Annotated in this window: 20 protein-coding genes and 2 pseudogenes (1 of these 22 running past the window's edge); 11 read left to right on the plus strand and 11 right to left on the minus strand. The window is 56.7% G+C overall.

Annotated elements, in window-relative coordinates:
• The 3 genes and pseudogenes from V8324_RS14915 to V8324_RS14925 all read left to right on the plus strand — a co-directional run.
• Nucleotides 1-180 (plus strand): annotated as a pseudogene (locus tag V8324_RS14915) (IS5 family transposase) (it extends 827 nt beyond the left edge of the window).
• A gap of 137 nt (nucleotides 181-317) precedes the next feature.
• Complete coding sequence (locus tag V8324_RS14920; RefSeq protein ID WP_336420725.1) at nucleotides 318-566, plus strand: type II toxin-antitoxin system Phd/YefM family antitoxin; 249 nt, start codon at nucleotides 318-320, stop codon at nucleotides 564-566.
• Between the two features lie 25 nt (nucleotides 567-591).
• Nucleotides 592-1,470, plus strand: a complete 879-nt coding sequence (locus tag V8324_RS14925; RefSeq protein WP_336420755.1) for a recombinase family protein — start codon at nucleotides 592-594, stop codon at nucleotides 1,468-1,470.
• Between the two features lie 63 nt (nucleotides 1,471-1,533).
• Here V8324_RS14925 and brnA read toward each other — a convergent pair whose 3' ends face one another.
• Both brnA and tnpA read right to left on the minus strand, forming a co-directional pair.
• The gene (brnA, locus tag V8324_RS14930) at nucleotides 1,534-1,749 is read right to left on the minus strand and encodes a type II toxin-antitoxin system BrnA family antitoxin (protein ID WP_336420726.1); all 216 of its coding nucleotides are present in this window, start codon (nucleotides 1,747-1,749) and stop codon (nucleotides 1,534-1,536) included.
• A 2-nt stretch (nucleotides 1,750-1,751) separates the two neighbouring features.
• Nucleotides 1,752-2,207, minus strand: a complete 456-nt coding sequence (gene tnpA / locus V8324_RS14935) for an IS200/IS605 family transposase (RefSeq protein ID WP_336420727.1) — start codon at nucleotides 2,205-2,207, stop codon at nucleotides 1,752-1,754.
• A gap of 36 nt (nucleotides 2,208-2,243) precedes the next feature.
• Here tnpA and V8324_RS14940 point away from each other — a divergent pair, with 36 nt between their 5' ends.
• Both V8324_RS14940 and V8324_RS14945 read left to right on the plus strand, forming a co-directional pair.
• Complete coding sequence (locus tag V8324_RS14940; protein ID WP_336420728.1) at nucleotides 2,244-3,491, plus strand: RNA-guided endonuclease InsQ/TnpB family protein; 1,248 nt, start codon at nucleotides 2,244-2,246, stop codon at nucleotides 3,489-3,491.
• 52 nt (nucleotides 3,492-3,543) lie between these two features.
• Nucleotides 3,544-3,660, plus strand: a pseudogene (locus V8324_RS14945) (recombinase family protein); the annotation flags it as partial.
• Between the two features lie 586 nt (nucleotides 3,661-4,246).
• On the opposite strand, the gene V8324_RS14950 reads toward V8324_RS14945, so the two are convergent.
• Both V8324_RS14950 and V8324_RS14955 read right to left on the minus strand, forming a co-directional pair.
• Nucleotides 4,247-4,447, minus strand: coding sequence for a hypothetical protein (locus V8324_RS14950; protein WP_336420729.1), 201 nt, complete (start codon nucleotides 4,445-4,447; stop codon nucleotides 4,247-4,249).
• A 307-nt stretch (nucleotides 4,448-4,754) separates the two neighbouring features.
• Nucleotides 4,755-5,060 carry an H-NS histone family protein gene (locus V8324_RS14955; RefSeq protein WP_336420730.1) on the minus strand — a complete coding sequence of 102 codons (306 nt, stop codon included), beginning with the start codon at nucleotides 5,058-5,060 and terminating at the stop codon, nucleotides 4,755-4,757.
• Nucleotides 5,061-5,337: 277 nt separating this feature from the next.
• Here V8324_RS14955 and V8324_RS14960 point away from each other — a divergent pair, with 277 nt between their 5' ends.
• From V8324_RS14960 to V8324_RS14965, 3 genes are all read left to right on the plus strand, one after another.
• Nucleotides 5,338-5,574 carry a ribbon-helix-helix domain-containing protein gene (locus V8324_RS14960; protein WP_336420731.1) on the plus strand — a complete coding sequence of 79 codons (237 nt, stop codon included), beginning with the start codon at nucleotides 5,338-5,340 and terminating at the stop codon, nucleotides 5,572-5,574.
• Complete coding sequence (locus V8324_RS22440; protein WP_442970548.1) at nucleotides 5,571-5,906, plus strand: type II toxin-antitoxin system RelE/ParE family toxin; 336 nt, start codon at nucleotides 5,571-5,573, stop codon at nucleotides 5,904-5,906. The genes V8324_RS14960 and V8324_RS22440 overlap by 4 nt, the downstream gene beginning before the upstream one ends.
• 94 nt (nucleotides 5,907-6,000) lie before the next feature.
• Entirely contained in the window at nucleotides 6,001-7,257 is a 1,257-nt protein-coding gene (locus tag V8324_RS14965) for an ISL3 family transposase (RefSeq protein ID WP_336420732.1), read from the plus strand.
• 283 nt (nucleotides 7,258-7,540) lie between these two features.
• On the opposite strand, the gene V8324_RS14970 is transcribed toward V8324_RS14965, so the two are convergent.
• From V8324_RS14970 to V8324_RS15000, 7 genes are all read right to left on the minus strand, one after another.
• A complete protein-coding gene (locus V8324_RS14970; RefSeq protein WP_336420733.1) occupies nucleotides 7,541-8,260 on the minus strand; it encodes a UPF0149 family protein in 720 nt (239 codons plus the stop codon).
• Nucleotides 8,261-8,338: 78 nt separating this feature from the next.
• A complete protein-coding gene (locus V8324_RS14975) occupies nucleotides 8,339-8,608 on the minus strand; it encodes a WGR domain-containing protein (RefSeq protein ID WP_336420734.1) in 270 nt (89 codons plus the stop codon).
• A 427-nt stretch (nucleotides 8,609-9,035) separates the two neighbouring features.
• Nucleotides 9,036-10,445, minus strand: coding sequence for a TolC family protein (locus V8324_RS14980; RefSeq protein WP_336420735.1), 1,410 nt, complete (start codon nucleotides 10,443-10,445; stop codon nucleotides 9,036-9,038).
• Between the two features lie 131 nt (nucleotides 10,446-10,576).
• Entirely contained in the window at nucleotides 10,577-10,780 is a 204-nt protein-coding gene (locus V8324_RS14985) for a hypothetical protein (protein WP_336420736.1), read from the minus strand.
• Nucleotides 10,781-10,812: 32 nt separating this feature from the next.
• On the minus strand, nucleotides 10,813-11,061 hold the full coding sequence (locus tag V8324_RS14990) for a hypothetical protein (RefSeq protein WP_336420737.1): 249 nt from the start codon (nucleotides 11,059-11,061) through the stop codon (nucleotides 10,813-10,815).
• Nucleotides 11,036-11,311, minus strand: coding sequence for a hypothetical protein (locus V8324_RS14995; RefSeq protein ID WP_336420738.1), 276 nt, complete (start codon nucleotides 11,309-11,311; stop codon nucleotides 11,036-11,038). The genes V8324_RS14990 and V8324_RS14995 overlap by 26 nt, the downstream gene beginning before the upstream one ends.
• A 284-nt stretch (nucleotides 11,312-11,595) precedes the next feature.
• Nucleotides 11,596-16,758, minus strand: a complete 5,163-nt coding sequence (locus tag V8324_RS15000) for a beta strand repeat-containing protein (RefSeq protein WP_336420739.1) — start codon at nucleotides 16,756-16,758, stop codon at nucleotides 11,596-11,598.
• A 616-nt stretch (nucleotides 16,759-17,374) separates the two neighbouring features.
• On the opposite strand from V8324_RS15000, the gene parA reads away from it, so the two are divergent.
• The 3 genes from parA to V8324_RS15015 all read left to right on the plus strand — a co-directional run bounded on the left by parA (nucleotide 17,375) and on the right by V8324_RS15015 (nucleotide 22,114).
• Nucleotides 17,375-18,061 (plus strand): ParA family partition ATPase, encoded by a 687-nt coding sequence (parA, locus tag V8324_RS15005; protein ID WP_336420740.1) that lies wholly within the window; start codon nucleotides 17,375-17,377, stop codon nucleotides 18,059-18,061.
• Nucleotides 18,062-18,573: 512 nt separating this feature from the next.
• A complete protein-coding gene (locus V8324_RS15010; protein WP_336420741.1) occupies nucleotides 18,574-20,796 on the plus strand; it encodes a type I secretion system permease/ATPase in 2,223 nt (740 codons plus the stop codon).
• 13 nt (nucleotides 20,797-20,809) lie between these two features.
• On the plus strand, nucleotides 20,810-22,114 hold the full coding sequence (locus V8324_RS15015) for an HlyD family type I secretion periplasmic adaptor subunit (RefSeq protein ID WP_336420742.1): 1,305 nt from the start codon (nucleotides 20,810-20,812) through the stop codon (nucleotides 22,112-22,114).
• The last annotated feature ends 29 nt before the right edge of the window (nucleotides 22,115-22,143 follow it).

Here is a 22,143-nt window from a genome sequence, read left to right on the forward strand (position 1 = left end):
CCCGGCTACGCCCTGTCCCAGCGGAACCGGAAGAAGATCGAGGAACCCTTCGGCTGGGCCAAAACCGTTGGCGGAACGGCACAGACCGTTCATCGCGGCCTCGACAGGGTCCGCGCAAAATTCACGATGACCATGGCGGCCTGCAACCTCGCCAGGTTGCCGAAACTCCTCGCGGCCTGATGGCGCAAGAGCCGAAGGCCTGGCGCGTCGCTCGCAAACCGTCTGCCTGAAACCCGTATGATCGGGAAAATGTTCTTCTCGCCAGACTTCTTCAGCAGCCTGTTAACTAGCTATCTGTCTAGACAGGAGATCAGCCCGTGTGGAACCTTCAGGATGCCAAGAACCGCTTCAGCACTGTTGTCGCCGACGCGCTGGCTGGTCAACCACAGCATGTGACCCGGCGCGGCAAACCGGCAGTCGTGGTTTTGTCAGAGGATGATTACCGCCAACTCGTTGCGGCGGCCCATGCATCACGAGAAAGCTTCGCCGATCATATCCTCGCGTTTCCCGGAGATCCTGAGCGAGAGTCCCGACCACTGGCTCAACCCCGTGATGTCACCCTTTGATCTGGCTAATGGACCCATCCACTCGATGCTGATTGGTTACGCTCGCGTATCGACCGAAGACCAGACGCCCTTACCTCAGGCACAGGCCCTGAAAGCTGCCGGCTGCGCCGAGATCCATGAAGAGCACGCTTCTGGTGGGGATCGAGTACGGCCGGTGCTGGGTCGGGTTCTGGAGCGTGTGACCAAAGGGGACACGCTGGTCGTGGTCCGTATCGACCGACTGGCCCGGTCCCTGTCGCATCTTCTCGAGGTGATCGAGCGGCTCGAGGCCAAGGGTGCCTTCTTCCGCTCGATCCAGGACCCGATCGACACCGCATCCCCACAGGGCAAGTTCACATTGCAGGTCCTGGGGGCTGCGGCCGAGTTCGAGCGCGCCCTGATCCGCGAACGCACAAAGGCCGGGCTGGCCAGCGCACGAAATGAGGGCCGTGTGGGCGGTAATCCAGGTCTGCGTGCCAAGGACCCCGCAGCGTTGCGCAAGGTACGACTGGCGCGACAGGATGGCTACATGGAACGATTGGGCAAGACTGCCCAAGACTGGGTACCGCATGTCCGGCGCCTGCGCCCGGACATGCCCTGGGAGGACGTGTTGCGCGTCGTCAACGCGCCCCTGCCCACAAATAGGCGTTGGACCCAGAGCCGCTTACTGCGGGCCGTGAAGGCCTATGTCCGCGATGGCTTCCTGCCCGAGACGGTGCTTGGCCGAGCCGGTCGCCGTGATACTGACGACCGCCTGCCCGCCATTGTCGCTGCGATCAAGGGCGCCGATCCCGACATCACATTGCAGGCGATCTGCGACCGGCTAGAGGCGATGCGCGAACGCACACCGCGCGGCCGTACAAGCTGGCAGCCCTCGTCTGTAAGGATGCTACTGGAACGAGCTGAAAAGTTGAATTTTCTTTGACTCCGATCGAGCAGCCACAGACCTTGATTAACATCTTCTCCGGCCTGAAGGCCGGAGAAGATGTTAATGCAGCCGCTCAGCGATCCAAATCTTGATCAGTGCCTGACGGGTGATGCCGAGTTTCTGGGCCTGCCGGTCCAAACCAGCGACAACCCAGGCCGGAAAATCCACGTTTACACGCTTCGCCTCAACATTGAGACGACGTACCTTTGTCCAATCGACTTGGGCGGACATGTCTTCGCCCGCGTCGAAGCGTTCGTCGAATTCAGTCGTCTTCATCGTCAACCTCGCGGGATACCCCTTCCTTCAGGGAGGGAAGGAATGCGAGAGCGGCCCTTGGCCGCTTCCCGCTGTGATTTGACGTAATCAGCGATAACGGAGAGAGGCGCACCGCCGCAGCTGGCGGCGAAATAGGAAGGCGACCACAGGGCACCCTTGTGGTAACGCCCGGTGATTTCGGGCCGGTGCTCGCGCAAGAGGCGGCTTGACACGCCCTTGAGGCTGTTGACCAGCCGGGACAGGGGGACTTTTGGCGGATAATGCACCAGCAAGTGGACGTGATCGTCCTCGCCATCGCACTCTATCAGTTCCGCCTCAAAGTCTCGGCAGACCTTGGCGAAGATGTCTTTCAGGTCGCGTAGGGCCGGTTCGGACAGCACGTCACGACGGTATTTCGTAACAAAGACCAAATGGACATGAAGCATGTGAACGACATGTCTTCCTGTTCTATAATCCATGCTTGTAAGCCTCAGACCAACTGATAGAATCTTTACATGATTTCTCGCGGCCATGTCTACAAGCTGAAACCTACGCCTGCGCAGACAAATTTGTTCGCGCAGTTCGCAGGGGTATGTCGTTTGATCTACAACCTGGCCCTTGAGCAACGGCGCGACCATTACCGCGCTTATCGTCGAGCCACCGGCCACGGCATCAGCTATCCGGCGCAAGCCCGTGAACTGACAGAGTTGCGCCGGGACCATGACTGGATCGCGGCGGTGCATGTCACGCCTCAGCAGCAGGCCCTGCGCGATCTCGACCGCGCATATCAAAACTGGTTCAAGAGCGTCGCCCGCTACCCGTCTCCACGAAAGCGCGGGCGCAACGATACGTTTCGCTTTCAGGGCCGGGAGATCGAGACACGCCGACTGAACAGTAATTGGTCTGAGGTCCGCCTGCCGAAAATAGGATGGGTGAAGTTCCGCGACACCCGTCCGCTGCGCGGCAAGATCAACAACGTCACGATCAGCCTTGCATCGAACGGCTGGCATATCGCGTTCAGCCTCACGATTGAGCACGAAGCCCTGGCGAATATCGCGCCTGCCGTTGGGATCGATCGGGGCGTGGCCAACACGCTCTCGCTGTCTACGGGAGAGCATATGTCGATTCCGGCATCCCTTGCCGATCTGGACCGCAAGCAGCGCAGGGCGCAGCGCGTCCTGTCCCGGCGCAAGCGTGGATCGAGACGCTACGCCAGGGCCAGACGGCGTGTTGCTGCCCTGTCGGCCCGCAGAGCGCGTATCCGGCGCGACTGGCACCATCGTGCCAGTTTCGATCTGTCGCGGCGCTTTGGCACGGTCGTGATCGAAGACCTGAAAACCCGGAACATGACCGGTTCCGCCCGTGGGACACTGGAAGAGCCGGGGCGTAATGTCCGGCAGAAATCCGGGTTGAACAGGTCGATTCTAAACCAAGGCTGGCATATCTTTGAAACACTTCTGGCCTACAAGCTGGAAGAACGGGGTGGAACGCTTTTGAAAGTGCCCGCCCACTATACCTCGCGCACATGCTCCGTGTGTGGCGCGGTGGACAGCCAGAGTCGCGAGAACCAAGCGAGCTTCGTCTGCACCACCTGCGGCCATCGAGACCACGCGGACAGCAATGCGGCCAAGGTAATCCTACGTCGGAACACGGCGTCTATGCTCGTGGAGGAAGGGCATCAGCTCTCCGTTGAAACGAGAACTATCGGTGAGGCTGAGCGCCATACCGGAAATCTCCGGCCTTCAGGCCGGGGAAGATGTTAAAGTGTTCAATCTCCTGTTTGCGGGCGCGGCGCACAGAAATGAATCTGACACCACGCTGCTGGCGATCTGTGACCGTCTCGAGGCGATGCGCGAACGCACCCCACGCGGACGATCGAGGTGGCAGCCCTCATCGGTCAGGATGCTGCTGGAACGGGTCGAAAGGCTGGGTTGCTTTGATTGCTCGCGTGCAGTCAAGAATCCTAAAAGGATCTGTCTGAACTCTAATCAAAGTAGAATATCTGAACTGAAGCTTAAGAAAAGCAAAGGCTCAAGACCAACCGGCCCCGAGCCCTGCCTCATTGTAGATACCCAAAGGCATTCCACGCATGTTTTTTCAGTTAGTTGATTATTTTATCTGCTCAATACAAAATTCTCTCATAGTTATGAACATAAAGTTACTGTTAGAATCTTTTTTGGCAAATCCCATTCGATATAATAACTGACAGTATTTCGCGGCCTGAAATATCTGTTCGTGCGCAAGTCTCCACGTGGCCTTCTACAGTATTTAGGATTGATACAGCCGCGTGTCCAGCGAACCCAGGTAGGGTTGCCCCCTCTTCTCCGTTTTTTGCATCATCGCCACCTCCATATGTCAGGGCCTTCTCAGTTGACTTTTGCGCGGTCTTCCGCAGAAACACACAGAGAACAAAACACCCTCTCTAGTCGTGGTTGTTGCTCAGGATGGACATCGAAAGACCTCAGGGCGACGTGTCGGATCCATCTGCGATGCCCCTGCCCCATATGTTGTCCCACCTCTATTGCGGTATCTTCGTTACTTTTTTTAAGGCTTCCAAGCGTTTTTTAGATCTAAGATTTTGAGAGGTAACCTCAGAAACGAGTACGCGACGCGCTGTCTGTAAAATTGCACCAGTTTCGAAAAGCTCGTTTCTCGCGCAATAAATGATCATGTCCTCCGCGACTTCAGTTAGCCATGCATGCTTATCTTGCTTGTCCATACCTTTTACTCCACTGCTTCGTCAGGAGCTAATGTTCAACTCCGTAAGCCTTACCTAAAATTGTACGTTTTAACATATGGTTAAGAGCAAGAACGCAGGCCGATAGCTCCAGCAACGAGGTCACTGTTGGCTTCGTCCCTATTGGTTCGTCGGTCATTATTCGAGTCTGTGGGCATCAGATCAACCACATCCACGCCCTTGGTGAGACGATCCTCGAGGCCCTGACAAGCCACCTGACTGTGGCTCATGCTGGGCGCTTACGTTTACTTACTCGCCTCGGTAGCCACTTGCTGTGAAGCCAAGGAAATTAGATCTCGAGGTATTTTTTTTCATAACCCGACTCGAGAGCATCGATGAACCATTTCGGTTTCCGCCCCCTCCCCGTCCAGGTCAGGGTAGGATTATCCGGGTGGCGATACTTTGGGAGACGTTTCGCACTCCCCGTTTTTGAAACCCCGGCAATCGTCTCGAGTGAATATCCCAGCTCTTTGGCCTGCGCCTCAAGCTTGGCTCGGGCTTCGGAAAGCTGACGAGCTTCGTAGGTCTCAATCGCTTTTTCCACATCTTTCCTGAGCCTCTTCAGCTCTTCAAGAGTCATGTCTTCCAGCTGCATATGGTATTTCCTGTTTCAGTATTGAGAAATGCAGTTATCAGCGAATGGCAAGAAAAGAAAACCCCTTTTATACACGGGATATCGAGCGAGCGATCAGTAAGCTCGACTCTTTGCATTATGCGGCGAGGGCCGAAATCTCGGTGCGAACCGTGTCCTCCCGCCGCCTGTTACGACGGGCAACCAGTGTCGCGATTATTTCGCGTCAGCACCGCTGCAACGGGAGCCGATCAGGCTTGACAAAATTTGCCATAGCGACCACCCTCTCATAATGGCCACTATGAATATCTCCTTACCCGACGCCATGCGCTCTGCGGTGGACGCCCAGACCGAAGCGCGTGGCTATGGAACTTCGAGCGAGTATGTGCGCGACCTGATCCGCCGCGACCTGGATCGACAAGCGCTTCGCGCACTGCTCGATGAAGGACGCGCGAGCGCGCAGGATGAGCCCATCACCGAAAAGACCTTCAGGGCCCTCAGGGACAGGGCGACCCGCGGATCCGGCACAACCATTTGAGGGATAAGGCCAAACCTGTCGTCCCACGACAGGCTGCCAGCAAGGACATTGCTGAGGCTGTCGATCATCTTGCCCGCGAGGCCGGTCTCGATGCGGCCCTACGTTTCATCGATGCCTTGGAGGTCGCCTACTTGCATATCTCCACCCACCCCGCATCCGGATCGCCATGGATCGGCTGGGAACTTGGGCGGCCCGGCCTGAGGGTATGGCCAGTGAAGGGCTTCGGCTATCTCGCATTCTGGTCCCTTCTCGATCTGTGTGGGTTGCCGGGCTCACCGAAGCTTGAGCGGGCGCTATATTTTGTGCGTCCGGTAGGCGCGTCCGGCGCGTAGACCTCAACCATCGCAGCGGCGGACGCGCCGGGCGGTGTTGGCCTGAACACGGTTCTTGAGTAGCCTTCGGCCGTTCTGAACGATGGAGGGCGGAATGGAGCCGGAGACGAGCCTTTTCACGATGGCGCTTGGGCTGGAGGCGCCGTGGTATGTCGATGATGTGGCGTTTGACGCGGCCATGAAGCAGATCGATTTCGAGGTCGCGTTCAAGGCCGGCAGCCGCTTCGCGTGCCCCTCATGCGGCGCTGCGGACCAGCCGGTCCACGACACACGGCGGCGCAGCTGGGAACACCTGCGGTTCTTCGAGCACAAGGCCATCATCCATGCCGCGGTCCCGCGGGTTGCCTGCCGCGAGTGCGGCAAGACCCGGCAGGTGACGGTGCCCTGGGCGCGCAGCGGCTCGGGGTTCACGCAGCTTTTCGATGCCTTCGTGATCGCGCTGGTGCGCGCGATGCCGGTGAAGGCCGTGGCCGAGCTGTTGGACGTGGGCGACGACCGCATCTGGCGCGTCGTGACGCATTACGTCGAGGCCGCACGGGCCGAGGAGGATTTCGAGGCTGTCACCGCCGTCGGGATCGATGAGACCGCCGCCCGGCGCGGACACGCCTACATCACCCTTTTCCATGATCTCGACGCCCGGCGTTTGCTCTTTGCCTGCGAGGGGCGCGACCAGGGCACCGTGGCCGGCTTCGTCGAGGATCTCGAGGCGCATGGCGGCGATGTGAGCAGGATCACTGCCGCCTGCATCGACATGAGCCGGTCCTACATCGCGGGGGTGGCCAGGCATCTGCCCGAGGCGGCGGTCACCTTCGATCGCTTCCACGTCGTGAAACTCGCCAACGAGGCGCTGGAAGAGGTCCGGCGCGCCGAAGTGCGGACGGAACCCGCCCTCAAGCGGTCGCGCTGGATGTGGCTGAAGGACAAGCACCACTGGACGAAGACCCAGATCGCGCAGCACCACGACCTGTCGCGCCGCAAGCTCAAGACCGCGCGGGCGTTCCGGATGAAGGAAGAGTTGCGGGACATCTTCGCCCAGGCCGACAGCAAGGCCGAGGCGGCGGAGCTGCTGACCGCGTGGCTGGCATGGGCGAAGCGGTCCCGTCTGGCACCGTTCCGCAAGCTCGCCAGAACGCTTAGGGCACACTGGGACGGGATCCTGAACGGGTTTGACAGCCGGCTGACCAATGGCGGTGTCGAAGCCATCAACGGCCTGATCCAGGCGGCCAAGGCCCGCGCACGCGGCTATCGCACCACGCGGAACTTCATCAACATGGCCTACCTCGTCGCCGGCCGGCTCACGCACCTGCCCGCATCACCCTACGACACAACATCTCGTGTGGTCGCGGCCTGAACCGGGACCCGCCAACCCACACAATCCGCGAAGAAGCCCGCATTCTACTGTGAGGAAGAAGATTTCTTAGATCTCTGGCGAGTACTTCACAGAGCACGTGATATACCCGCCTCGTTGTTCGATGACCTTCTGGATTGAACGACTATCGGTTTCTTTGGTTGCCCGCCCCGCCCGTGATGCAATGTCAACGCCGTTTGAACTTCCCCAGAAGTAGCGAAGTAGAATTCCCCGCTTGCACGGGTCCGATGATCAGCCGGTTTCAGTGAACTTAAGATTCAGGTGACTAGTTGGCTCGACAGCATTTCTTGTACTTGCGACCAGACCCGCAGGGGCACGGTTCATTACGGCCAATCTTTTTACTTGAGGCCTCATCTGGACCGAAAGGAAAGTTCGCCGGTTGTGGCTTGTCCCAGGGCATATCCTCAAACAATGCCTCTGTCGGAAGACCCTTCGCAAAACGGTTCAGCTCCAGAACACTTTCAGTGATCAGGTCTGGTGCATCGTTGTCTCGGTCAATCCGGTCCTGCTTGGAATACTCAGCTCGCGTTCGCGCAAACTTCGACAGGGCAAGGAGACTCATCATCGCCACATGCGCTTGATCATCGCCATGACGTATCACGCGCTTCCATGCATCGGGGTAAAGCACGACCGCACGCATGAATCCTTCGAGCCACATCTCCCAGAAAACTTCACCAGTGCGTTCGTATTTGGTCAGCACAGGCGCGTACCACGCAGGAGGGCGCAGCATGTCAGCTACCTGATTGTAATGCGCCATGATCAGATCGATCAGGCGCTGCATATCCTCTGCCGTGTCAAACTCGGGTGGACCATCAGGCCCCCAGACCTCCTTCAGCCACTCGGTTGGTGAAATAAGCTCCGGGCAGACGACCAAGGCCGCGCAAAACCCGTCGAACTGGCTGAGAAGCATCGGGTCATTGTCTTCCGGCAAGGCCAGAAGCGCCGCGTCAAGTTCCTTTAGATGTTTGTCGCTGAACCAATCCATCGGCTTCCCCTGTTCTTGGTTCCCGCGCCGAAAGTGTAAGCCCTATGTGTTTACCAGTCATCCACGCGGGCAAAGACGTTACTCATACCCCCGCCTGCGCTTGGCCGTCATCAGGTTAATCAGGGCATTGACTGCGTGGCCCTCGTCGAGATGGTGATCGACACGCAGCTTCCCAGGGCTGCCCAGCCGACCCCATTCCCGGATCAAAGATGCACCTCCGAAAAGGTCACGCTGTACCACCATCTTGTAGAAGCGCCGCATATTCTTCGTCGGATCCTCCCGGCGAAGATGCATCTGGTCGGGAAAAACTTCCATCTGGATTGGGCATAAAGGGCTGAAATCTGACATGTCACCACATTACGTATTTTTCACCATGACGTTACTATATCTTGTGAAGAGTATCGGAGCAAAGGATTAAGTTTGGTATCAATCTTGCCCGGCGCGATCGGTGTCAGGATGTGCTGACTGTTCGTGCCGGCATGATACTCATCCTTGTAAAGCTTCCACAGCGTGGCATAATTACAATGTATGTACCGGCGTCAAACCAGTCAAACCGTACTATCTATTCGGAACCAAGCAGATGTCGTCCTTTTAGGACCGCGGCACGTTGGCATCCGTATCGCCGACCTTGCCGTGAGCAATCTCGATCGCCGAGGAGAAATGTGCCTGTACCGGGGCACGGTTGGTTTCGTGACCGAATGCCGTCGGAGCGGCTGACCGGATATGTCGGAATGCACAGCATTGATCTCTGGCGCGCTCTTCTCCAACGTGGAAATTACAAAGCCGCATCAATATCGATATTCAGTTTCTCGGTAAGCTGGCCCGTCTGGCTGGCCATGGTAATCTCCAATGCCGTCAGCTCGCCACGTACATCCAGAAGACGGGCCTGAGCGCGGTAATAAAGAACCTCCGACTCGACCAACTGACGAAAATCGGCCTGGCCCGACGTGATCTGTGAGCGCAGCGTCTTGCGTTCGGTGTCCAGCTCACGGATCTGTGCCTGCAGGACCGAAATCGTACCACGCAATGATCGATGCCTCGACAAGGCCGTTTCAATTTCAACGCGTGTGCCAGATTTCAAATCTTCGAACGACTCTTTTCCGGCCTCCAGTTGTTCAGTCAACTGCTCGATCCGGGCCCTTTTACGCCCGCCATCGTAGAAATCGTACTGGAGAACCACCCCGACATTCACATCCGGTTCGTCCGTCTCCCGGATAGGGCTACGCGCTCCGGCACGTAAAGCAACGGTCGGTCGGGTCTCTGCTTCGGCGGCCTCGACAGCTTGTTCGTTGGCAATCAAACCTGCCGCCGCCGAAATGAGCGCCGGGGAATCCGTCCAAGTTGTGCTCATGCGTTGGAGTTCCGCATCCGAAAACAGTCTCTCAGGTGCTGGAACGGATGCAGGACGGTCCCTGTAATAGCGGTCAAACCGTTCTCGGGCACTGCGCAAGTCTGCGTTCAACCGCTCTTCTTCCAGCTTCAAATCGAGGAATTGCCGTTGGGCGGCGGCAAGGGCGGCACGATCGATTATCCCGCTTGTGATAAGGCGCTGGATCCGGTCGATCATGGGCGAGACCTCGTTGATCCGCTCATTGAGCAGAGCAAGCTGAGAATTGGACAGCCATAGGTCGATCCACGCCCTGGCTGCTTCACGCCCAACCTCGTTTCCGGAAACCGCCACCTCGGCGCGCGCTGCATAGGCGCGTGCTGTTGCACCCGCAATATTTGAACGTACAGCACCCCCGTCATAGATCAGCTGCGACAGCGACACGTCCAAAGCGCCACCGAAGGTCACGTCATCCTCCCCTCCACCGCCAACCCCGCCTGCCGTCGCCGAGCCGCCCACTTGTGGCCGTCTGTCGCTTTGTGCAATTTTTATCCCGGCGGCTGCTTCACGATACTGCCGAATGGCCGCGGCGAATTGCTGGTTCTCGATGATAGCTTCGCGGAGAGCGGCACCATAACCCTGATCCTGTCCGATTGCAGCGCGTTCCACATCCTGTGGCGCGTCAGAGGGGAGCGTTACATCCCCGCTTGTCATCGCTGCAACAGAGGTGGCCAGTTCCTGGTCGGAAAACCCGGGCGGATTTTGGCAGCCCAAAAGAAATACCGGCGCCAAGAGAGAGAGGAGCAAGGGCACACCAGAGGTACGGTTTGGTGACATCGGTGAGTTTCTACGGATCAAGGCTCTACTCTTCTCGTGTTGAATCACATACCCGGCTTAAGCAAAGTAAATCTTGCCCACGTAGCCCGTTGACACGAGGTATGGCGTCCGGGCCACGGTTTTCGTGTCTTGGGGGCCTGGGAAACGCAGCTTCAGGTGTCCTCGGATTGTGACTGGTTCAGCTCCGCTTTCAGCGAATTTACATATGTTTGGCGTGCCGTCTCGAAGACGGTGATCTCGTTACGAAGTTTCTGCATCTGAGCTTCCAGAAACTGCAAGGATGCCAATTGGGCCTTGCCATTATCATTCAAGTCTTCGGTATGATAGTCGGTGCCATCAACGGTAATTTTGGGCATTCATCTCTCCTTGGTTCCTTGCTGGCGCTGTATCAGTCATCTGACAAAAGGTCGGAGAAATCCAACCCGGTGCGACCTTTCAGGACGTGTTGTTTCAGGTCGGCAATATAGGCATTGCGCGCCTTGGTCAGAACAGCCTGCATATTGCGCAGGTATTGTAGATGCGCTTCGATCTGCTGGTAGCGTTCCAAAGCTAAGCGACCATCTGCGCTAAGTTGATCAATGGCATACTCCTGATCGCCCAGCTGCAGGATTTCAGCCTGGGGCGTCGGCGCTGTCATTTGTATCCCCTTTGCCCATCTCACGCTTCAAGGCTGAAGCATAAGCCATTCGGGCTGTATCAGCCACGGCCAGCTCGTTGCGGCGTTGCTGGATGGCTTCATCGCAAAACTTGATCGAGGCAATATTGCCGCGAGCCGCATCGCTTAGTTGGTCCAGCGGATAACGCACATCATCCAGGACAACAGCCGCAGCATTTTCGGGAGCGGCTTCTGGATCCGGGATGTGATCGGGAGAGGGGGAGGTCGTCATGACAAGGCTCCTGAAGCTTGTGGTATGCAGGCTGGGTGACAACGGCATGGGCTGATTTCTTGGCCCATGGCTCTCTTCGCCTGCACTCTAATTTCGTTAGTCTCTATTACATATCCCTGCTTGGAAGAAACCGGTTTTCCGCGTGCCTAAGAGATTAACCGCCTGTTTGTCAAAGCCGCACCGCACATTCAGCCGCCCGAAGTCTTACGTTAAGAAAAACACCCCCGAGCGTGTGCTCGGGGGTGTTCCATTCTCATAGTGCAGCAGAAGCTGACCTGTAAGGCTTAGACCGTGAAGTTTTCGCTGCCCAGCTGGTCAGTTCCGGTATCGTCCAGCGTGGCGACCAAGGTCAGTTCATCCGTATCAACAATGCCGTCGCTCGCGGTGCCCGTACCGGCACCATCATCGCTCCAATACTGAACTTCGGTATTGGCACCATTCTCAAAGGCGAAGAAGATTTGCGCATCTTCGCCGTTGTTGGCACCGGAGAAGTCCAGCGTTGTTGGATCGGTGCCATCCTCCACCACGATGACCCCGACCCCGTTGAGATCAGTCGCTGTGGTGTTATCCGGAATGGTATCGAAGCCGGTCCCCGACGTGGTGAAGTTGCTAAGATCGAGAGACATCGTTCCGAGCGTCGTACCTTCAAACAAGAACTGCCCGTTGGTACCAGACAGAACGTTACCGTCAGGCAGAATAACGGCATTCGCGGATTCAAACCCATTGATGGTCACGTTAGTATCTGTGTCCTCGAAGGTGAAGCTGTTGAAGCGCACTTCCGAGTCTGCCGCGACGGCAATGCCGTCCAGGTCGACGAAGTTCAGCGTACCCAGGCCTTCGTAGGCGTTGCTACCATCGGCCTGCGCCGTTCCACCATTGACGCCCAGCGTGGCACCATCATCAATGATGACGTCTGCCGTTGTGGGCAGAATCGTGTTTTGATCCAGCGTGACATCGGTCGAAACTGATACGACGAAAGTGCCATCGTCGCCAGCACCGCCAGTTCCCGGAAGAACATCTCCGTCAAGACCTGACAGATTGATTTCAGTATCGTCGAGGTCAGTAATGACGATCGAGCCACCAGTCTCACCTGCACCAGATGCTTCGCCCGTGATCTGGAACCCAGTGTTTGCGAATGCCTCTGCAGTGTCAGCATTCAGTGTCAGTGTGGCATTCGCCGACACATTCACATTGGCATTCAGCACACCATCGTAAGTTGACCAATCACTGTCCACATCAACCAAAACAGGGTCGGCGAAACCAACCCCGATTTGGGCCGGCAGTTTGGCCGGATCGGCAGACAGGATCGTTCCATCACCTTCAAGGGGATCGAAGCGGTCAACAAGGCTCAGGTCCAGCGCTGAAAGGTCCAGTGGCTCATTGGCAACAACTTCAAAACCACCGCTCACGAAGATCTCACCTTCGACCGCAGGCGCAGTTGCCGCCGCCTTGGTGATAGTCACACCGTCAACAGCCAAGGCATCCGCCTGTTCCGCTGTCAGAGTGAGGGTGACATCCGGTGCCAGGTCGATGGTCATGCCCCCTGCGACCGTCAGGTTCTGACCGACGAGATTCAGGTTCTCGGTTACAGCCAGCGTGCCGGTCCCGGAGACTGCCAGGTTCTCGTTCTGACCCGGAAGCGCTCCTTCGACCGACAGAGTGAAGCCGTCCTCAACCTGCAGAGTCAGCGTGCCACCGTTGTCGTCAGCAGGGGCACTACCCGCACCAGCGGAGACCAGAGACAGATCCAGCGTTCCATCTGCATCTGCAATGATCGTGATAGCCCCGCCCGTGTTGGCTGCATCGGTTGCGGCAGCGCCTATGATCGGAGTAAGACCATCGCTGTCGAGTGTGGCGAACTGTGCCAAGGTCAGTGTGACCGAGGAGTTTTCACCGACGGTCAGATTGGCAACCTTGTCCGAAGCAGCAGTTACGGCGTCGACTTGATCGGTGTCCATGTCGGACAGATCCACAATAACCGTGCCATCAGGTGCCTTGCTCACCAAAGAGGTGATTTCAGCAGCCGTCTGATCAGCCGTCACTGTCAGCGGACCGGTGATGCCGTCGTCTGCGATGTTGTCGATATTCTCGGCGACAATGCTCAGACGGTTATCTGACATGTTCAACGCATTGACTTCAGCATCCACAGCCAGTTCCAGAAGTGCCGTGACCTGAAAATCCTGGTCCGGCTCCAAGGCAGTTACAGTCAGGTTTTCAACACCGTCAGCAGCAATCTTGGTGATCTGCTCCTCGATCGCAGCAAACTGATCGTTGCCCATGAACTCGGCATCAACCGTCACGCTTTGCGGTGCCGCCTTGCTGAGCAGAGCCGTGATTTGGGTATCGACGTTGCCGTTCGTGAGGGTCATGTCATTGATGACATTCACGTTGGGCATGTTGCCAACCAGCGCGTTCAGCTGACCTGCATCCATGTCTGCAGCTTCAACAACGGTGGAGTTGTTGGCGGTTTCAGCCAGCAGGATTCCGATGTCTCCGGCGCTGTCATCCGAGTCGAGCGTCAGATTGATGACATCGGTGGTGTTGCCAGCAACTGCACCAGCAGACGCCGCTTTCTGCGCCGTGGTCATGCCATCGGCATCGATGGTCAGGACGTCGTCCATACCCTGAGCATACTTACCGCTAAGAGTGTTGATCTGGAAGACGGTCAGATCGGCCGTCAGCGTCAGATCCCCGTTGGCAGTAGCAACCTTCAGCGAGTTGTCGACCACGGCTGTCAGCTGATCCAGATCCATGCCGGTGACATCGACAGTGGCCTGGTTGGCTTGAAGCGATTGTAGGACCGTAGTGATCTCGGCTGCGGTGGAGCTGGCATCCAGTGGCACGATCGAGTCACTGGTCAGGAAGGGTGAGATATCAGCAAGAGTCGCGTCACCGGCAAGCGTGGTGCCCGCACCCAGCTTGATGGTCGCCCCTGCGCCGAACCCCGCAACATCATTGATGACCAGTTCGACACCGTTGAACTCCCATGCCGCGCCAGCAGGCACATCAGTGATTTCAACAGTGGTCGTGCCGGTGGCTGCGTTGCTTGGGTCGTTGTTGCCGTCAACAGTCAGTGTGTCTGAGGTTACGCCATCCAGCGTTCCGAGGTTGATGACCGCATCTGTACCAGCAGTGGCGGTGATTGTGGTCAAAGAGCTGCTGACAATATCCGGCTCACCAGGATCAGTCCCGATCAAAGTGGTCGTTTCCGCATCACCTGTGACTGTCAGGTCCGTGGTGTCTTCACCCAGGGTCATGGCCGGGCTGCCCCCGGTGATGTCCAGCGTTGCGCCAGCGTCCAGGTTATTGTTGACGGTTAGGCTCGTTGTGTCGTTACCGGCATTCACAGCCTTCAAAGTCAGATCGCTTGAACCCTCAACGTTCAGAACTGCGGGACCAGTTCCTTCGAAGTTGAGAACCACCTGCGATGCATCGCCGGAAATATTGTCTGTATCGAAGAGTACTGTAGAGTTGTCCACATTGTTGAGGGTGGCCGCGCCTTCGAAGACAATTTCATTATTTACGGTAGGCTCGCCGGCGGTGGTCAACACTGCCCCATCGGAAAAGACCAAGTTATCAACAGCGAACGCGCCAGACTCGGACAGGTCAACATCACCCGACAGGGTTACGGTCAGTTCAGTGGTGCCAATATCGGTAAGATCAAAGTCTGCACCAGCTGTGAAGTTGTTCAGCTGAACATCTGTGGTGTCTGTATCAACTTCACCCAAGTCATATTCTGTATCCGGGTCCAAATCGGTCAGAACCAAGCCGGTTTCAAACGGCTCGCCGGTGGCTGGGTTGTTGGTGCCCGGCCCGCCTCGTCCCGTGACTTCTCCCGTGCCGTCCAGCTGCTGAAACTGCTCAGCCGTCATGGTTACCGTGCTGTCGGTGCCGCGGTTGTCCACGATGACCGCCGCAACACCAGTATTGGTATTGCCCAGAACAGTGGTCGGGTCCAGCGTCACATCGCCCGGAACAGTGGTCAGAGTGACCACGGTGCCAACATCGATGCCGCTCAGGTCCAACGGCGTGTCATCCACACCGGTGATGTTGAGTGCGCCGGTGGCGTTGCCGAAATCGGGAGTCGAGAAGTTATCGATGCCGATCTCTGTGACCTGCTCGGCAGTAAGGTTCAGGATCGCACCTTGCGTGATCGTCACGCTGGTCACCGCTGACAGATCAAGCAAGTTGCCATCTGCATCGGGCTGGGTCATGTCGACGTTGCCGCCTGCAATGATCAATTCCAGATCACCGTCGCTAGCGATAGTGGACTCCGGGGTGACAAAGCTTTGAAACGCGCCGGCATTGATGGTCAGCGTGTTGTCGCCCGCGCCGAGATCGGCGGTCAGTGTGATGACGTTGTCGGGGCCAACAGCGGCCGGTGCTGTTGTAACGCTCAACGCGTCATTAGCGTCCGAGCCAGTGAAGGATACATCGTTGTGTCCAGCAACTGCCAGCGTCAGGTTATCACCTTCGAAGCCGCTTGCGTCGATCACAGCAGGTGTCGCGGCGCGGAAAGCTACAGCGCCTCCGATGACTTCAAAATCAACAGTTCCGTCGATGGTCAGGCTTTGCAGGTTGGCACCAAGAGCGCCCGCATCGATCGCGTTCAGCGTACCTTCACCAGCCGAGGTCACGTTGATGGCAGTGAAGTCCTGCGCAATGTTCAGCGAACCAGCATTCTGGAAATAGTCATTGACCGTCAGATTGAGTGGGCCTGTCGCGTTCAGGAAGTCGATGAACACGTTGTTGTTGAAGTTGCCCTGAACCTCGATATCCGCCGTGTTGCGGATATTGGTAACCTGCAGATTTCCCCCTGCAGCACTTGTCTCACTGATGGTGACGTTCTCGACATCGACGACAGTCGACAAATTCACGAGGCTGGCCCCGAAAAGCGTGCTGTTCGCGAGCTCAACGGTTTCGACATTGGTAACCAGGCCGGCGATCGTGTTTCCGGTGACATCAATGAAAACCGTGTCGTCACCTTCGCCCAGATCTACAACCGCGCCCGTGAAGGAACCGGATGTGCTCAAAACCAGATCGTCGCCGCCTGCCGGATTTCCATCGCCATTTACGAAGTCAGTGCTTGTTGGCGTCAAAACCGCAGGAGCACCAATCAGAACACCAGCTGGCAGAACGCCACCCGCAAAAAGTGCAGGGTCGAAGTCGCCTGCGAGCTGCAAGCCACCAGCGACCAGGCTCCAAATACCGCCTTCTGCAACAGGGGTGGTGCCGTCATCATCGGAAGAACCGCCGTCGCCATCGCTACCGCAAGCAGCCAGAGAGACAGCCATCAGACCAAACCCACCTGCGCGCTTGGCATGCCTTGCGTTCTTGCTTTCCCAGGCCTTCATCAGCTGCGCCAGAGCAGGATTGGCGTTCTGAGCGGATGCATCCCGCTCCAGCACTGTATTCTGTTCAAACTTATCGTTTTTCATCATGTTCATTTAGCCAAGCTCCGTTTGTTCACAGGCGTTGTTTTAGGTTTCTGTCCCGACACCCAGTAGTAGTGTTTTGTGCACACTGCGGCATGTTACCAATTCGTGGTTACACTTTCGTGATCGTTGCTGCAACATAAAGATATCATGGTAAAATCAGGGTAGAATTTTTGGTTCCCGGTGCGGCAAGAAGGCACCGTCCGAAATATTATTGCCCACAGCCATAAGCAGCCCTGCCTCCTGTCGTCTCTACCGGAGGTGGTGCGGGTGGCTTCTTCGTGGCGCCTCCAACGAGGGTCGAGTGGTTCCTGACAGCTCCGGGAGCAAGGCTTGCTTCTGGAAAAATCAGGGGCTTCGATCTGCATTTCATGAGGCAACAGCCGTATGGACAAATGTGGGTTTGTGGTTTCTGTTGCGGGGGTTAGTATAGAGTTGCGCTTTGGGTTCTGGAGCGTAAGGCATTGAACCTTAATATTTCCTAAACCCCCACGGTGTTTGAAGTGAAAGATGTAGACAAGCACTTCTTCGCCTTCTGCAAGAAACGCGGAGTCTGCCAGCGAGGATAATTGCATAAATGTGGTTTTGTGTCTTTACACATTCCCACAGATACTGTGAAACAGAACTCATGATTATTTCGTTTCTGAACCAGAAGGGCGGCGTCGGCAAAACCACCCTATCGGTGAATGTCGCGGCTTGCCTGGCTCGACAAGGGCATCGCGTGCTTCTGATCGATGCGGACAAGCAGAGCTCTTCAACGACCTGGGCAGGGCTGCGGGAAGACGCGCCCTTTCAGGTGGTCAGCATGGCGCGAGCCAACATGGCGCGTGATGCCCTGAAGCTTGCAGCGGATTACACGCATACCGTGATTGACGGGCCACCGCACGCAGAAGAGATTGCGCGCTCTTGCATCGTGGCCTCGGATTTCGTGGTCTTGCCAATCGAACCTTCAGGTCTTTCGACATGGGCGTCGGACCTGACAGTCCGCCAGGTCAAGGAAGCCCGGGAATTCAAGCCTTCCCTAAAATGTGGGTTTGTGGTTTCCCGCAAAATAGGGAAAACCGTGATCGGGCGAGATATTCGCACAATGGCGGCTGAGGCGGGCCTGCCAATCCTGCGAAGTGAAATCGAGCAAAGGGTCGCTTTCGCGGAAAGCCTGACGATGGGGCAAACAATTTTCGAGTGGGCCAGCGGCAGCATCGCCACCCGCGAAATCGAACACCTAACCAGAGAGATCGAGCGGTATGTCGAAGAAGACGTTTTCAACAGCGCCGAAGCCGAAGCAGCCCACGGACGAGCAAATCTCGGCATATGAAAACGGCGGGGCAGGGCATGACACGACGAACGATCTTTCGAAGGCCGACGCAAAGCCTGCGCCCCAAGAACCCACCAAGCGCCTGAGTCTCGATCTCCCTCAGTCACTTCATACGCGCTTCAAGACGGCTTGCAGCGCGACCGGCCGGAAGATGGTGGGAGAGATGCAAACCTATATCGAAGCTCGCACGGAAGAGCTAGAGGCAGAGGCAGGAATTTCCCGCAAATGATCAAAACAACAAATGTGGGTTTCTGTAAAACCACTAATGTGGGCGGTGCCGTCGTCTGTAGTTTCTCCCTGAAACAGCTTTCAACAACCCGAGGCAAACACGCGATGATGCGGGTTACGACGCGTCCACAAGGGATGTCGATCTCACCCAAGCTTGATATCCGTCAGTTTATGCTTCACGGGAGCATGTCGTCAGCAGTCGACCAATCTGGAAGACAGCCTGAAACGGATGAATGCACGTTGCTGGCAGAGGTGTTCGGATACTCTGGAAGGCACAAGAACTCATGACATCGAAAACCGCGGCAGAAGATACCATGAATGATGAGGATCATAAGGACAGTATGGCAGCATCAGAATCTGTGCATCCCGTTCCAGAGCTTCCCGAGCCCGAAGACGCACAGGAAGAAACAAAAACACCGGAGCAGCACAACGAACACTCCCTGTTGCTGAGTGTGCAGCATTTGTTGCGCGAAAATGGTCAGAACTACAGCATATCCGCCATCCGGGACCTGCCGGACCTGACGCAGGATATGTTCAATCCCAAAGACGCCGTCTCGGCGCTGGTTAACACAGGCTTCGTTGCCAGTGCCGGCGAGTTGAAGGTGAAAGAGATCACCCAGGGCCATTGCCCGCTGATCGCCTTCACCAAGCTCGGAGAAGCTTTTCTCATTACCCGCGTCGAGGGCGCAGACAATCTGCGTGTCGTTTGGCCGACCCAGAATTTCGCGGAAGAGACGATTTCACGGAAAGAGCTTACCAACCAGTGTGCGGAATTTGTCATTCTGGCGCTCAAAAAACCGGAGCTGAAATCCAATTCCAGCAAGAGCAACTGGTTCTGGGGGTCGTTCAAACAAAGCAAATGGCTTTACACTCAGGTTCTTCTTGCGGCTGCGGTCTCGAACTTCCTGGGTCTGTCAACTTCGCTGTTCATCATGGTCGTCTATGACCGTGTTGTGCCCAACGAAGCGATTGAATCTTTGATAGCCCTGACAGTAGGGGTCCTGCTGGCCTTGGGCTTCGATTTCATAATAAAGACGTTGAGAGGTAATTTTATCGATCGGGCCGGCCAACGCGCGGATGCACGCATGTCGCGGCTTATCTTCGATAAACTGCTCAACATGCATCTCGACAAGCGCAAGAATAAATCCGGCGCCCTCGCCAGTGTCGTGCGTGAGTTTGAAACACTGCGGGAGTTTTTCACCTCGGCGACGCTTGTGGCGGTCGTCGACCTGCCCTTCATCTTCTTCTTCATCTGGGTCATCTCAATGATTGCGGGGCCGCTAGCGCTTGTTCCCTTGGTGGCCGTGCCTCTCGTGATCATCACCGGGGTGATTATCCAGCCGCTCTTGGCGCGTATTGCATCAGGATCGATGGAAACCGGCATGTCGAAGCAAGCCGTGCTGGTCGAAACGCTGAATGGCTTGGAAACAGTCCAAGCCACGGGCTCAGGCCGCCTGATGCGGAAACGCTTCGAGGAAGCGGCCGCTTCACAGTCGGAGCTGGGCCTCAAGAACCGGCTGCTGTCACAATTTGCCATCAACTCTGCCGCTTCGATCCAGCAGCTGGCACAGATCATGATCATCTTCTACGGGGTGTTCCTGATCCAGGAAGGCACAGTGACAATGGGCGCGCTGATCGCGGCGGTGATCCTGAGTGGACGAACCCTGGCACCGCTGACGCAACTGGCCTCGGCCCTGTCACGCGCAAACGGTGCGCGACAGGCTTACAAGACACTCAACGCGTTGATGCAAGATGATGATGGCGAGGACGCCACCAAGCAGCGTCTCAGCCGACCGGTGCTCAATGGCGAGATCGAGTTCAAGAATGTTTCTTACACCTTCCCTGGCTCCAAAAGCCCGATCATTCGCAATCTGTCGCTCAAGATCCCCGCTGGTCAGAAAGTGGCCCTCGTTGGACGCATGGGGTCAGGCAAATCCACCTTTGCCCGCTTGGCCGCTGGCCTGATCGAACCCACCGAAGGCAGCGTCCTGATCGAAGGGGTCGATCAGCGTCAGATCGACAAATCCGACCTCAGACGCAATATCGGGGTCATGCTGCAGGAAACGTGGCTGTTTTCCGGCACGTTGCGCGAAAACATCCAGATGGGATATTTCGAGTACAGTGATCAGCATATCCTGAACATCGCCAAGATTTCGGGTGTGGACGACTTCATTGCAGGTCATCCAAGCGGGTATGATCTTCCTCTCAAAGAAAAAGGGGAGGGCTTGTCCGGTGGGCAGCGCCAATCCATCAACCTGGCACGTGCGCTCTTGCATGAACCCAACCTTCTGATCCTCGATGAGCCAACGAGCTCGATGGACACGGCAACCGAAAATTCGATTCTGGATCGCCTCAAGTTCTGGCTCAAGAACCGTACCCTCATTGTCGTGACACACCGTAATTCTCTGCTGAAGCTGGTAGAGCGCGTGCTGGTGTTCGATCAGGGTGATATTGCCTCAGATACGACACCGGAACGGCTTCAGCAAAGCCAGTCAACACGCAAATAAGGCTTGAGAAGACATGTCAGCTGTAGACTTCAAGACAATAGCAAAAGAAATGTCCGGGCGAGAAGGTTCCCGCAATTCGATTGTCATGTTCATCATCATTCTCTTGCTCGTGACCATTGGTGTCTGGGCGTATTACACGGAGCTCGATAATGTCACCCGGGGCGAAGGGCGGGTGATCTCGGCCATGCAGAACCAGAATGTTCAGGCTGCCGAGGGCGGGGTCATCTTGCGTCGATACGTTTCAGAAGGCTCCGTGGTATCCAAAGATGACCTTCTGTTCGAGATCGATCCTGTAGATGCCAGTAGCGAGCTGAACCGCATGTTGCAGCGTCGCGCGGGGCTTCAGATCAAGGAAATCAGACTACGCACGGAAATCGCCGGGGAGGAGCTGGAGTTTCCGGCCGATTTGCGTGCTCGAGCTCCGTCGGTTGCTGCAAGTGAAGAAAGCCTTTTTCGGGCAAGACAGACAGAACTGGCAGGTGCGCTGGCCGTTCTGGAGCAGCGTCGTTTGCAGCGAGAACAGGATCTATTGGATGCGCAGGCTTCCATCGAGACGATGGTCAATACACAAGACCTTCTAAGCCAGGAAATCGGCATCATGGAGCCGATGGTTCAACAGGCCATCGCACCGGAGACGCGCCTTCTGGAACTGCGCCGGGAGCTTGAGCGCGCACGCGGCTCGCAAGCAAGCTCGCGCGCCTCCGAGGCCAGTGCGCGCGCCGCTATTTCCGAGATTGAAAGCGAGATACAAAATCGGAAAGAGGAGTACATACTGACCAGTATGGAAGAGCTTTCGGGCGCGGTTGCTGAGCTTTCCGAAATCGAGGAGGCCATCCCGGCGCTCAAGGAGCGAGTGAGCCGCACTGTAATTCGAGCGCCGGTCACCGGTATCGTCAATCAGTTGAATTACCGTACGCCGGGAGGATACATCAGTCGTGGCGACGTCGTGGTTGAACTAGTTCCAACAGAAGATGACCTGGTCATAGAAGCGCGGATCAAGCCCGCCGATATTTCAGATATCAGATTGGATGATATAGTGCGCATTCGCTTTTCAGCGTACGAATCTTCGCGCTACGGCACGGTGGACGGGAAGGTTATAAGTATCAGCCCGGATGCCGTTCAGGACCAAGACACCGGCGAGACTCACTACCTGATCGATGTCGCCATCGAAGGTGGTATCACGCTGGACGACGGCACGGAGGTCACCTTCCTTCCCGGCATGACCGCGACCGTGGATGTGCTGTCTGGGAAACGAACCATTCTGGAATACGTCTGGCAGCCTGTCGCCCGCGTTCAGGAGCTGGCATTGCGCGACTGATCGCAGCATCGTCTGCAGCTACCCATACT

The sequence above is a fragment of the Roseovarius sp. D22-M7 genome (genome assembly GCF_037083785.1).
Classification (GTDB): domain Bacteria; phylum Pseudomonadota; class Alphaproteobacteria; order Rhodobacterales; family Rhodobacteraceae; genus Roseovarius.

Excerpts from the sequence above, each read along its gene's own strand:
- V8324_RS14925 (WP_336420755.1), top strand. The coding sequence starts at position 592 with ATGCTGATTGGTTACGCTCGCGTATCGACCGAAGACCAGACGCCCTTA.
- brnA (WP_336420726.1), bottom strand. The coding sequence starts at position 1,749 with ATGAAGACGACTGAATTCGACGAACGCTTCGACGCGGGCGAAGACATG.
- tnpA (WP_336420727.1), bottom strand. The coding sequence starts at position 2,207 with ATGGATTATAGAACAGGAAGACATGTCGTTCACATGCTTCATGTCCAT.
- V8324_RS14940 (WP_336420728.1), top strand. The coding sequence starts at position 2,244 with ATGATTTCTCGCGGCCATGTCTACAAGCTGAAACCTACGCCTGCGCAG.
- V8324_RS14950 (WP_336420729.1), bottom strand. The coding sequence starts at position 4,447 with ATGGACAAGCAAGATAAGCATGCATGGCTAACTGAAGTCGCGGAGGAC.
- V8324_RS14955 (WP_336420730.1), bottom strand. The coding sequence starts at position 5,060 with ATGCAGCTGGAAGACATGACTCTTGAAGAGCTGAAGAGGCTCAGGAAA.
- V8324_RS14960 (WP_336420731.1), top strand. The coding sequence starts at position 5,338 with ATGAATATCTCCTTACCCGACGCCATGCGCTCTGCGGTGGACGCCCAG.
- V8324_RS14965 (WP_336420732.1), top strand. The coding sequence starts at position 6,001 with ATGGAGCCGGAGACGAGCCTTTTCACGATGGCGCTTGGGCTGGAGGCG.
- V8324_RS14970 (WP_336420733.1), bottom strand. The coding sequence starts at position 8,260 with ATGGATTGGTTCAGCGACAAACATCTAAAGGAACTTGACGCGGCGCTT.
- V8324_RS14975 (WP_336420734.1), bottom strand. The coding sequence starts at position 8,608 with ATGTCAGATTTCAGCCCTTTATGCCCAATCCAGATGGAAGTTTTTCCC.
- V8324_RS14985 (WP_336420736.1), bottom strand. The coding sequence starts at position 10,780 with ATGCCCAAAATTACCGTTGATGGCACCGACTATCATACCGAAGACTTG.
- V8324_RS14990 (WP_336420737.1), bottom strand. The coding sequence starts at position 11,061 with ATGACAGCGCCGACGCCCCAGGCTGAAATCCTGCAGCTGGGCGATCAG.
- V8324_RS14995 (WP_336420738.1), bottom strand. The coding sequence starts at position 11,311 with ATGACGACCTCCCCCTCTCCCGATCACATCCCGGATCCAGAAGCCGCT.
- V8324_RS15000 (WP_336420739.1), bottom strand. The coding sequence starts at position 16,758 with ATGAACATGATGAAAAACGATAAGTTTGAACAGAATACAGTGCTGGAG.
- parA (WP_336420740.1), top strand. The coding sequence starts at position 17,375 with ATGATTATTTCGTTTCTGAACCAGAAGGGCGGCGTCGGCAAAACCACC.
- V8324_RS15010 (WP_336420741.1), top strand. The coding sequence starts at position 18,574 with ATGACATCGAAAACCGCGGCAGAAGATACCATGAATGATGAGGATCAT.
- V8324_RS15015 (WP_336420742.1), top strand. The coding sequence starts at position 20,810 with ATGTCAGCTGTAGACTTCAAGACAATAGCAAAAGAAATGTCCGGGCGA.